Annotated in this window: 10 protein-coding genes; 8 read left to right on the top strand and 2 right to left on the bottom strand. The window is 69.6% G+C overall.

What is annotated here, in order from left to right; translation table 11 throughout:
- Positions 1-1,161: 1,161 nt before the first annotated feature.
- The gene (locus tag CMC5_RS18085) at positions 1,162-1,761 is read left to right on the top strand and encodes a hypothetical protein (protein ID WP_156338695.1); all 600 of its coding nucleotides are present in this window, start codon (positions 1,162-1,164) and stop codon (positions 1,759-1,761) included.
- 348 nt (positions 1,762-2,109) lie between these two features.
- Here the strand turns inward: CMC5_RS18085 and CMC5_RS18080 are convergent, their stop codons facing one another.
- Both CMC5_RS18080 and CMC5_RS18075 read right to left on the bottom strand, forming a co-directional pair.
- Complete coding sequence (locus CMC5_RS18080; protein WP_156338694.1) at positions 2,110-2,754, bottom strand: hypothetical protein; 645 nt, start codon at positions 2,752-2,754, stop codon at positions 2,110-2,112.
- On the bottom strand, positions 2,751-3,914 hold the full coding sequence (locus CMC5_RS18075) for an AAA family ATPase (protein ID WP_050435971.1): 1,164 nt from the start codon (positions 3,912-3,914) through the stop codon (positions 2,751-2,753). The genes CMC5_RS18080 and CMC5_RS18075 overlap by 4 nt, the downstream gene beginning before the upstream one ends.
- Positions 3,915-4,223: 309 nt before the next feature.
- Between CMC5_RS18075 and CMC5_RS18070 the strand changes: the two genes are divergently transcribed.
- The 7 genes from CMC5_RS18070 to CMC5_RS18040 all read left to right on the top strand — a co-directional run bounded on the left by CMC5_RS18070 (position 4,224) and on the right by CMC5_RS18040 (position 11,028).
- Positions 4,224-5,033, top strand: coding sequence for a hypothetical protein (locus CMC5_RS18070; protein WP_156338693.1), 810 nt, complete (start codon positions 4,224-4,226; stop codon positions 5,031-5,033).
- On the top strand, positions 5,030-5,671 hold the full coding sequence (locus tag CMC5_RS18065; RefSeq protein WP_156338692.1) for a hypothetical protein: 642 nt from the start codon (positions 5,030-5,032) through the stop codon (positions 5,669-5,671). The genes CMC5_RS18070 and CMC5_RS18065 overlap by 4 nt, the downstream gene beginning before the upstream one ends.
- Before the next feature lie 131 nt (positions 5,672-5,802).
- Positions 5,803-6,444 carry a DUF5675 family protein gene (locus CMC5_RS18060; RefSeq protein ID WP_050431592.1) on the top strand — a complete coding sequence of 214 codons (642 nt, stop codon included), beginning with the start codon at positions 5,803-5,805 and terminating at the stop codon, positions 6,442-6,444.
- A gap of 56 nt (positions 6,445-6,500) precedes the next feature.
- Positions 6,501-7,256: an RNA polymerase sigma factor gene (locus CMC5_RS18055; protein ID WP_245678500.1), complete on the top strand. Its 756-nt coding sequence runs from the start codon at positions 6,501-6,503 to the stop codon at positions 7,254-7,256.
- Positions 7,257-7,267: 11 nt separating this feature from the next.
- Positions 7,268-8,716 (top strand): FecR family protein, encoded by a 1,449-nt coding sequence (locus tag CMC5_RS48530; RefSeq protein ID WP_281180874.1) that lies wholly within the window; start codon positions 7,268-7,270, stop codon positions 8,714-8,716.
- 2 nt (positions 8,717-8,718) lie between these two features.
- Positions 8,719-9,846, top strand: coding sequence for a hypothetical protein (locus CMC5_RS18045; RefSeq protein ID WP_050431591.1), 1,128 nt, complete (start codon positions 8,719-8,721; stop codon positions 9,844-9,846).
- A gap of 198 nt (positions 9,847-10,044) precedes the next feature.
- Positions 10,045-11,028: a hypothetical protein gene (locus CMC5_RS18040; RefSeq protein WP_050431590.1), complete on the top strand. Its 984-nt coding sequence runs from the start codon at positions 10,045-10,047 to the stop codon at positions 11,026-11,028.
- Positions 11,029-11,040: the final 12 nt, after the last annotated feature.

Below are 11,040 nucleotides of genomic sequence, written 5' to 3'. Positions count from 1 at the left end.
AAGGGAAGTCCTCCTGTCGACACCGCGCTATCAGCAGTGTCACCTGTTCGCTTGCACACGCTGTGCCTCACGACCGAGTTGGTCCTTGCGTCCAACGCGCGAGCATCTGGGTCGGGCAGGGGGGCGAGCTTCAGAAGGAGGCACGAATCTGGATCGATGGTGATCCAGGGGTACAAATGATCCAGGAGCAAGGTTGAAGACGCACATGAAAGGAGGTGGAGGAAGCACGGGCACGTGCTTGGGGAAGCGCGAGCACGTGCTTGGGGAAGCGCGAGCACGTGCTTGGGGAAGCGCGAGCTGGAGGTGGAGGAAGCACGAGCTGGAGGTGGAGGAAGCACGAGCTGGAGGTGGGGGAAGCACGAGCTGGAGGTGGAGGAAGCACGAGCTGGAGGTGGGGGAAGCACGAACTGGAGGTGGAGGAAGCACGAGCTGGAGGTGGGGGAAGCACGAGCTGGAGGTGGGGGAAGCACGAGCTGGAGGTGGAGGAAGCACGAACTGGAGGTGGAGGAAGCACGAGCTGGAGGTGGGGGAAGCACGAGCTGGAGGTGGGGGAAGCACGAGCTGGAGGTGGAGGAAGCACGAACTGGAGGTGGAGGAAGCACGAGCTGGAGGTGGAGGAAGCACGAGCTGGAGGTTGGGGAAGCACGAGCTGGAGGTTGGGGAAGCACGAGCTGGAGGTTGGGGAAGCACGAGCTGGAGGTTGGGGAAGCACGAGCTAGAGGTTGGGGAAGCACGAGCTAGAGGTGGAGGAAGCACGAGCTGGAGGTGGAGGAAGCACGAGTTGGTGGTTGGGGAAGCACGAGCACGTGCTTGGGGAAGCACGTGCAGGAGGTGCGTGAACCGCCACGGCTTGCCCCTGCCGTGCCGTTCAAAGAGAACCGTGAGGCCCTCGTGGTCGTGTATCCGGCGGGAATCATTGAATGATGTGTTTGTGCGCCGTGCTCTCACCCTCGAGTGATGGTGACTGGCGCGCCTGGGCTGGTTTCCGTGAAACTGGAAGAAATCAAAATCGTCCGACCCGCCCTTGACGGTCGACCTTCCGCCATTAACATCGTTGCCACGATTGCGATGCATTGCGCAATCGAACCGGCACTGCCTGACAGGGGCCGAGCGAGATTCGCTCGCCACGATCCCTGTCGAGGTGAGAGCCAGGAGGAAACCATGGCTGGACCGTTAAACCCCCTCGTGGGGGAGCGTGAGTTCAATGGCACGGAGTTCGATTACCTGGTCGATGTCGAACCGAGCGCGTTGAAGGGAATGAAAACGGCGCAGAGCGGCCTCGACAGGGTGCTCGCCGAGATCATCGGGAACGAGGTCGAGTGGGCGGAGAAGGCGGGCGTCACCGCGGCCGACATGACCCAGCTCTTCCTCTTGAATGAGCGAATCGCGCGCATCGACGAATTTCTGGCGCCTGTGCTGAAGTTCGCGGAGATGCTCTCCGAGACGCGCTACGTCCTCGAGGACCAGCGTCAGCACATCCTGCTGAACATCGGAGCCTCCGTCGAGCGGCGCGGAAAGGAGATGCCGGAGCTTCTGGCAAGGTATCAGAAGACCCGGACCTACCGCTCGGCCATCGCCAAGAAGGCCGCCAGGACGCGGAAGAAGAACGCGGAGGAGCAGGCGGAGGTCGTGGCGCTCGCCGCGGAGTCGGATGTCAGAGCGCTCGTCGAGGGAGCGCGTGCGGGGGCGACCGTCGCGACGCGGGACCCGGGGGTGGTGGACGAGTCGTCCGAGGCCGCTGCGTGTGCGGAGGTGAACTGATGGCGAAGGTGAATCCGGCCATCGCGCCGGTCATCGGTAGCTGAATTCACGCTTCATTGGCTGTCATGAACCGGTGGAATGCCGGATGAATGGCCCGTGGGCCAATGCAAAGGCCGGCGAGGGAGAGCCTCGTCGGCCTTTTGCTTTTGCGCCGCATTCGCGCTGCGTGGCCACCGTCCCGGTGCCGTCGGCGTCACTCCGCCCGCAGGCCGGAGGAACCGGGAAGGTGCGCGCAAGGCTGTGGAGCGCGACGTCGTGGAGGCCTGGTTCGAGCAGCGCGGTGGCAGGCTCGACCCGGGTGACGCGGAGGCGCACGGTGAAGCGCGGGTCGACCTGGCGTGCGCTTCGCTACGGAAGGTGCAGCCGTTGCACCGGCGGATCGAGGCCCGCCGCACGAAGCATGCGCATCTGCGGCATGTGCTTGGGAATGGCGTAGCGGCCCGACGCGATCCACACGAAGCGCAGCTCCTCCCGGCTGGCGTGCGTGAGGGTCCAGAGATCTGGACAGTGCTCCGGAAGGTAAGCCTTGAGCCACGCGAGCTTCCTGATCACGGTGGAGACTTCGCCCGTCTCTGCCGAGTGAACCTCGATCCAGATGGCGCTCTCCTTGCCGGCGGGATCCAGATAGCCCATGCCGTAGTCCCAGCGGTTCTGACTCGCATGCTGCGGGTGTTGCATCAATGCTGCGTCGAGGTCGATGCTGCCGGTCCAGCGGGTCTCGTCATCGCACGTGACCTGCTTTCTGTGGTCCTTCTTCAGGGCTTGTTTCCCGGCCTCCAGCACACCGGCGAGCGCGGGGACGGTGGTCACGGCGTCTCCGAATGTCAGCTTCGGTCGACCTCCCTTCGATGCTCCGCTCGCCGCCGACCCACCCTTCGCCGGCTCATCCTTCGCCGACCCACCCTTCGACGTCCCGCCCTTCATCGCGCTGTCCAGCGGAGCCCCCGGCGTCGACGCTCTCCTCCTGGTCTTGTGCTGCTTCCCCTTCGTCACGCGCCACGCTCGCTCTCTGCGCGGCGTGCGACCTTGGCGACCACGTCGCCGACGCGGCCGGAGAACTCGGTCAACCCGCCCCAGCCGGCCTCTTCGCGCGAATCGGAGGAAGGGTCGAGGCTGGAGATGTCTTCCACGGGAGCGCCGCGGCGGAACGAGTGGACCTTGTAGGTCTTCGCGAGGGCCGCGCGGGCGAACTCGCGGGTGGTCGCGTTCGGCTTCATGCCGAAGATTTCCAGGACGTCGTCGGGCTTCCCGCCGTGGGCTTGCAGGAACTGGAGGCCCCACACGACGTCGAGGACATGGGGGGAGTGGGTGGAGAGGCAGACGCGGTAGTCGCGTGACAGCAGCTCCAGGACGAGGGCCAGGGTGGCGGAGATGGCGCGGGGGTGAAGGCCCATCTCGGGCTCCTCGATGATCACCCATTCGAGCTTGCCGCGACGGGTCACCTTGCTCGATGGGAGCAGCCAGTAGAGGCCGAGGAGTAGCGGGACGAACTCTCGCTGGCCGGCCGACCAGACGAGGTAGGGCAAGCTCTTTCCGCCCTCGGGTGGGGTGAGGACGATGCGCTTCTGGAGCTGCTCGGCGTCGATGTTCAGCCCGAAGCCGCCGAAGACGTGCTCGATGAGGGGCTCGCGCAGGGAGGCTTTCAGGCGGTTCGATTTCGGGAAGAGGGCCGGCGTGCTGGCGAACTCGTTCTGCACGAGCTCGTGGAGCTTCTGGCTGAAGGCGCGGAGGGCGAACGGGTCGCCAGCGCGGTAGTCGCTGAAGGGGCGGGTCGTGCCGTCGCGGAGGCTCATGACGCGCTGGGCCGGGATGTAGAACAGCCGGTCGTCCCAGGAGCGATGCTTCGAGAGCTTCGCGAAGCCCGGGAGGGGCCTGCTCTGGCCGTCGACGACGAGCGCGCTGTCGTCCTCGGACCAGAGCGTTCCCATGCCGTCGCCGAAGTACAGATCGAAGAAGCTCTGCGGGTTCTTCTTCCAGTCGATGTTGAAGCGCTGGAGCTCGTCGCGGATGCCAGGGTGGTCGACGAGCAGCTTCAGGATCTGCAAGAACACGCTCTTGCCGGTGGCCTGCGGGCCCACGAGGATCGTCAGGTCGCCCAGGGTGACGTCCGCTTCCTGGATGGGTCCGATGTTGCTCAACTGGATGCAGTTCATCTCGTGTCCACAGGGCGCGCTGGCTCGGTTCGGGCGTCCACGGTCGGGGCACGTTGCTCCGTGATCCGTCATCGGGTCAAGAGACCCCGGACGCACGCCATCGTCATCGTCCCCTTTCAGCCATCCCACGCGCCACGCTCTGGCCGTCGCCATCTCGCCCGCTCGGACTGTCACGTTCTCGTCTCGCCGCACGAGGCAGACGGGCTTCGAAGGCATGGTAGCCTGGAGCGCGCTGCGCCTCGATGGACCGGGATGACGCGGTTCACGAGGGGTGGTGGCGTCTGCAACGCCTGAGCGCGTGAGGTCGATGTGGTCGCATTACCCCGGGAGCAGGTGGAGTCGCTCCGTCGAGCGCAGTGCGAGGAGTTCGCAGAAGAGGTGGAGGCGTTTCTTCGCCGCCATTTCGAAGCGCGCTTGCGGCCGTGCAGCTCGGACGAGGTGCGCGCGGCGGTGCAGCTCGGGATCGAGCTCGGGGAGGCGCAGGGCCTGACGCTCCGGGGGGAGGTGCGGATCTACCTCGCGTGCGCGTGCGTGTGCGGGCTGTTCCTGTTCGAGGATCCGCGGTGCGCGTGGATGTTCCACGAGCAGCCGACGCTGGGGGCCGCCGAGGCGCCGACGAACTTCGCGATCCAGACGCTCGCGCGCAACGTCGGTGAGGTGACGGGGTTCTTCGTCGACGATGCGCTGGCGGGCTTCGAGGAGGCGGTGAGCGCGGCGGAGCGTGAGGTGTACCCGGCGCGCGACGAGGCGGGTCCGCGGTCGAGTGCAGGGATGAAGCGGGCGCTGCTGACGATGAACCCGGCGCGGGCGCGGTTCGTGGGGGCGCCGGACGTCGATGCGTTTCTGCACGTGGCGCGAGCGCAGGCGGAGCGGCTCGGGCTGGAGGGGGAGAAGCGCACGCGGTACGTGCTGCTCGCATGGCTCTTCGGGGTCCGGTTCGTCGAGGATCCGCTGTGCAAGCCCGCGGTCGCCTTCCTGCACGCGAAAGGAGGGGACGAGGACCTCGGACCGGTCAGCGGCCTCGGTCCGCGCAGTCTCGGTCCAGGCGGCGATCGCGCGTCGGGTGGTGATCTCGGTCCGGGCAGTGGCCTCGGCGTGAACCGTGGGGAGAGACCATGAGTGGAGGCGTGGCGGGGGCCGTGCAGGAGTCCAACCAGCAGTGCGACGGCAATGCGTCGGTGGGTGGGACGGTGGCGGCGTGCCCGGTGCGGTTGGTGCTGACGATTCAGCGCATCAAGGAGTGGGCCAAGGATGCGGAGGCCGAGACGGCGAATGCGCAGCAAGGAGGGACGATCGCGGAGTTCAAGCTGGAGAGGATCGCCGCCGGGAAGGTGACGGTGCCGGTGACGGGGTTCATGCTCGAGGCAGCAGGGCCTTCCAGCAAGAAGCGGGGGGGAGACGAGCGGGTGGCACCGGGCACCTTCGGGATGATCAAGAACCCGGGGGCGAAAGGTCCGTACCGTCTGATCCAGACGAGCCGCTCTCTGGCGCAGGCGGTCTTCGGGACGCGCGGGCTGGTGAACATCCACATCGGCAACTTCCCGGTGGACCTGGAGGGGTGCTTCTGCCCTGGCGAGAGCTGGACGGACCACAAGACCCACCCCTCGGTGTCGAGCAGCGGGCCCAAGCTCCGCGCGCTCCAGGCCGCGATCGAGGCCGACGCGGTGAAGGAGTCGCAGACGACGTACGACGGCTACGATGACTACAACACGTCCTACTATTCGAACGTGACGGTCATCGTTCGCGAGATCGCGTAGGGCGGGAGCACGGGCCGGTACACCTCCACGCGGGGAACGACCCGGTGGAGCTGGAGGGGTGCTTCCACCCGGGTGCGTGGGTCTCGGGAGGCGGCGGGGGAGCGCGGTGGGGCTCAGGGCGGGAGGGGATCATGAGTACGTGCGTGGCGGGGGCGGTGGCGGAGGCGAACCAGCAGCAGGATGGGAACGAGCGGGTGCGTGGGGTCGTGAAGCCCTGTCCGGTGCAGCTCGTCTTGACCATCCAGCGCATCCGGGAGTGGCCGAAGAACGACGAGGGGACGAGCGCCAACGCGAAGCAGGGGGGGACGATCTCGACGTACAAGCTCGAGCGCGTCGGCACGAGGAAGGCCCTCACGGAGGGCTTCATGCTCGAAGCGGCGGGGCCTTCGACGAAGACGGCGGGGACCGATCAGCGGATCCCTGCGGGCACGTACGGGATCATCGACAACCCGGGCACCAAGGGGCCGTACCGGTTCGTGCAGACGTCGAAGTCCCTGGCGACCGCCACCTTCGGCGAGCGCTTCGAGGTGAACATCCACGTGGGCAACTTCCCCACGGAGCTGGAAGGCTGCTTTTGCCCGGGCCAGAGCTGGTCGGACAACGAGGGCGCGTTTCCGTCGGTCTCGACGAGCAGGCCGCAGGTCAAGGAGCTGGAGACGCACATCGAGGGCGAGGGGACGACCGAGGTGGTGAAGACCTATGACGGCCGTGACGAGCACTCCAGGAAGTACTTCACCAACGTGACGGTGATCGTTCGGGAGATCGCCACGTAGGGGCGACGCGGGTCGATTGTTGAGCCGTGCGGGTGAGGTAGGGTCACAGCATCCCCGTGAGCAGCCGTCCGACGCCTCCGCCGGTCCGTCCTCGCGCCGAGCCAGGTGCGGAGCGGCGAGGGGGTGAGGCGGCGCGTCCGGTGCGCGGGGCGGTGCAGGCGCTGCCGCTGGTGGCGACGGATGATGTGGCTCTGGCGAAGGCGGCCGCCGCAGGGCATCCAGGGGCCGCCACGGTGATCTGGACGCGGTTCGCGCCGCTGGTGCGGCGGCTGTTGCGGCGGACGCTGGGGCCAGGGGACGAGGTGGAGGATCACGTGCAGGAGACGTTCCTCCGGTTCTTCCGGCTGGTGGGAGAACTGCGCGATCCCGCGCTGCTCCAGAGCTACGTGGTGGGCATCACGCTGCGGGTGGCGCGCGAGGCGCTCAGGCGGCGGCGGCTCAGGCGGTGGTTGACGCTGACGCCTTCGGGGGTGCTGCCGGAGGCGGCCGGGGTGTCGGCGGATCCTGCGGCGCGGGCGGCGGTGCTGCGGCTGTATGCGCTGCTCGATCAGGTGGACGACAGGTCGCGGGTGCTGTTCGTGCTGCGGTACATCGAGGGGCTGGAGCTGACGGAGATCGGCCGTGCGCTCGGGTGTTCGCTGGCGACGGTGAAGCGGCATCTGGCGCGGGCGACGCAGCGGATCCTGGCAGGGGCGAGCCGGGATCCGGTGCTGGCAGGGTACGTCGATGCGCCCGGGGGGCTGGCGGAGCGGGTCGCTGGTGAGGGTCGGGACGAGGGGGATGGTCGGGACGAGGGGGTGCGCCGTGGGTGAGGAGGTGCGCCATGGGTGATCCGGGGTCGAAGCGCGCGCTGGGCGGCGATGAGGCGGCGATGGACGAGGGCGTGGAAGGCGCGCTGTCGCGGCTGCGGATGGAGCGGCTGGCCGAGGTGGCGCGGGTCGGGTTGCCCGAGGGGGACGACGCGGCGCTGGATGCGCGGGGGCAAGAGCGCCTGGTGGCGGCGGTGGCGCGGGGGGACGGTCGTTCCGTGAAGCGGCGGGGAGCGCTCCGGCGTGGAGTGACGCTGCTGGCGGCTGCGGTGGTCGCGGCGGGCGTGGCGATGGTGCTGGTGGATCGGAAGCTCGACTATGTGGTGGAGCACGCGGTGGCGACGCAGGAGGGGTATGTGGCCGCTCCGGTCGACGGCGAGGCGCGGCTGCGGTTCAGCGATGGGAGCGAGGTGGTGCTCGCGCAAGGGGCGTCGCTGCGGGTCGGTGAGGTGACGTCACGCGGGGCGCGGGTGGTGCTGGAAGGGGGGCTGGCGTCGGTGCAGATCCGGCCGCGCGGTGGGGCGCGGTGGTCGGTGGAGGCCGGGCCGTTCGCGATCGAGGTGACGGGGACGGCGTTCGATGTGGCGTGGGCACAGGCAAAGGGAGAGCTGGTGGTGCACCTGCGCGAGGGGTCGGTGGTGGTGCGGGGGCCGGCGTCACCCGAGGGGGTGTCGTTGCAAGCAGGGCAGCGGCTGGTGGTGCAGGCGCACGAGGGGGCGCTGCAGATCTCGAGCGCGGAGGAGGCTGCGCTGGAAGCGGCAGGGGATCAGGAGGAGACGCGCGGGGCGGCGGGGGCGGTGGCGCTGGGCAGGCGCGGAGAGGGGGGAGAGGTCGGGGGGCCGGAGGGGGCTTCGAGGGGGGAGCGTGAGGAGGGTGAAGAGACGGCGGCTGATGGGACGGCGGGGCGCGATGGCGCTCAGGGGAAGGAGAGCGACGGGGGAGCGGCTGGACGCGCGGGGTCGGCGCAAACGGGAGGGCGGGAGCCTGGCGGGGCGGCGAGCGAGGCGCGGAGCTGGTCGAAGCGGGTCGCGGATGGGGAGTTCGCGGCGGTGCTGGCGGAGGCGGAGGCGCGAGGGCTCGATGCGGTGCTGGCAGGAGGCTCGCTGGATCAGGTCTCGGCGGTCGCGGATGCGGCGCGGTACGCGGGACGCGCGGACGTGGCGCGTCGGGCGCTGGTCTCGATGCGGCGTCGCTTCGCGGCGAGCAGTCAGGGCAAGGCGGCGGCGTTCTTGCTGGGTCGGATGGCGGATGGAGGGGCTCCGTCGGAGGCAATCGGCTGGTACGACACGTACCTGGCGGAGTCGCCGGGCGGGGCGTTCGCTTCGGAGGCGCTCGGTCGGAAGATGATGGCGACGCAGCGCACGAGCGGGAAAGCAGCGGCGAGGGCGATCGCGGAGCGGTATCTGGCGCGCTATCCGGGCGGTGCCCATGCCAGCGCGGCGAGGGCTCTGGTACACCCTTAGGCGTGCGTGGAGGCGGTCTCCGCAAGGGAGCAAGGGGCAAGGTCGGGGGCTGGCTCGTCGGGTGGGCGGTGGTGTTTGCCGGGGTCGGCGCAGGCCGCGCGGTGCAAGCAGAGCCGCGGCCGCGTGTGGTGATCCTGAACGCGGACGGGGCGGACGCGGTGCAGCGGGAGGCGACGACGCGGCTGCGCGCGGAGCTGCGGGCGGCAGGGTTCGAGGTGGTCGAGGCGCAGGGGGCGCAGGAGGGAGCGCGCACGGCGCAGGAGGGAGCGCGCGCAGGATCGGCGGAGGAGAGCGATCTGGCGCGCGCGGCGCGGGTGTTCGAGGGGGTGGCGGCGGTGAAGGTGGCGCGCTCGCGGGGTGGGGCGTCGGTGACGCTCTGGCTCCGTGAGAGAGAAGGGCGCGGGAGGACGCGCGCGGTGTCGGCTCAGGGGAGATCGGCGCCGTCGGTGGTCGCGGTGCGGGCGGTCGAGGAGCTGCAAGCGAGTCAGCTCGGCGTGGAGGGTGGGGCGCGCGCGACGGAGGTCGAGGCAGGGAGCGCGCCCGAGGAGGAAGCGGCGCGGCGTGGAGAGGTAGGCGCAGAGGGCGCGGCGAAGCCTCGGCTGGGAACGGCGGCGGTCGAGGGGGGTGTGGGGTTGCTGCTCGGAGGGGGGGTCGGTCCGGCGGTGGGGCCGTTCTTGCGGGTGTCGCTGGGGGCTGAGCTTTCGGGGCGGCCCGGGGAGGTGCTGGCAGCGCGCGTGACGCTGGCAGGGCCTGCGTTCGCGCCGGACCTCGCAGGGGCGGTCGGGTCGGTCTCGGTGCGGCAGGAGCTCGCGCTGGTCGAGGTGGTCTACAGCCTGGGTGCGCTGGGTCCGCTGGTGCCTCGGGTGTCGGTCGGCGCGGGGGCGTACCATCTGCGGGCGGTCGGGGATCCGCGGTCGCCGTACGAGGCGACGTCGGGCGAGGTGTGGGCGGCGCTGGTGGGCGCCGGCGCGGGGGTGGGATGGTCGCTCGGGGAGCGGCTCTCGGTGGTGGTGGATGCGCAGGTGCTGTTCGCGCAACCGAGGCCGGTGGTGGCTCTCGCCGGGGAGCGGCTCGGGGCGCCAGGGCGGCCGAGCGTGGGGGGATTCCTCGGTCTCCTGGTGGTGCTGTAGCGGGGTGCATTTTGTTGAGCCGTGGTCGGAGGGTGCAGCCACAGCCCCCGCGACACGGCGACGGGCCCGCGCAGCGTGCGGTCACGGTCGCGTGCAACGCGGCGAACGGGCTGCGGGCCGGAGAGAAGCAGCGCAGCGAACAGGCTGCGGGCCGTAGAGAAGCAGCGCAACGAACGGGCGGCACGCTCGGGAGAAGCCATGAACGTCAGAGCCATCGCATCGATCGCCTTCGTCGCCGTGACCTGCGGCGTGGGTTGCAGCGAGAAGACCGTGGACGGGGCGAACACGGCCGGCGCAGGCGCCAGCAGCGGGACGAGCGGTGACGGGGGGGCAGGGCTGAACGGCGCGGGGGGAGCTGGCGGGCTGCTGCCGTCGGGCGCAGGTGGCGCAGGGGCCTCGACGAGCGGGGTCGGTGGGGCGCCGACCGAGATCTCGCCCTGTCAGAACCAGATCTACGAGTGTGGTGATCTCATCGACAACGATGGTGACGGGCTGATCGACTCCCAGGATCCCGACTGCCTCGGGCCTTGCGACAACACCGAGGGCAGCTACTACGGCGGGATCCCGGGTCAGGCGGGGCCGCCATGCATCGTCGACTGTTACTGGGACTCGAACTCGGGGGCGGGCAACGATGCTTGCTACTGGTCGCACCGCTGCGATCCGAACGAGGTGGCCCCCAGCTACTACCCGGAGCCGGAGAACGGGGCGACGTGCGCGTACGACCCGACGACGATCTACCCGGGCTCGGGGATGAACTGCGCGGCGCTGGAGCAGTCGCAGTCGCAGCAGTGCCACGAGGTGTGCGGGCCGCTGACGCCGAACGGGTGCGACTGCTTCGGGTGCTGCGAGCTGCCCGCGGGGAGCGGGAAGTTCATCTGGCTGGGGTCCGAGGGGGTCGACGGGAACACGGTGTGTACGGCCGACGCGATCGATGATCCGACGCGATGTCATCCGTGCAAGCCGGTGCCTTCGTGCCTGAATTCGTGCGGGCCGTGCGAGGTGTGCGTGGGGAAGCCCGCGCCGGATCCGGGGTGTCCGCCGTCGAGCGGCAGCGGGGGCGGCGGGGGAAACGGGACGCAGCAGTGCGAGAGCGGCGTCCAGCCTTGCGGGCTCGCCGGTCAGGATCATTGCCCGCCCTTCCATTACTGCATCACGGGCTGCTGCCGTCCCGTGCCGCAGTAGGCCACGCGCCAC

The sequence above is a fragment of the Chondromyces crocatus genome (assembly GCF_001189295.1).
GTDB lineage: Bacteria > Myxococcota_A > Polyangia > Polyangiales > Polyangiaceae > Chondromyces > Chondromyces crocatus.
The sequence above is the reverse complement of the archived record's forward strand: the minus strand, read 5'-3'. Positions and strand labels throughout refer to the sequence as shown.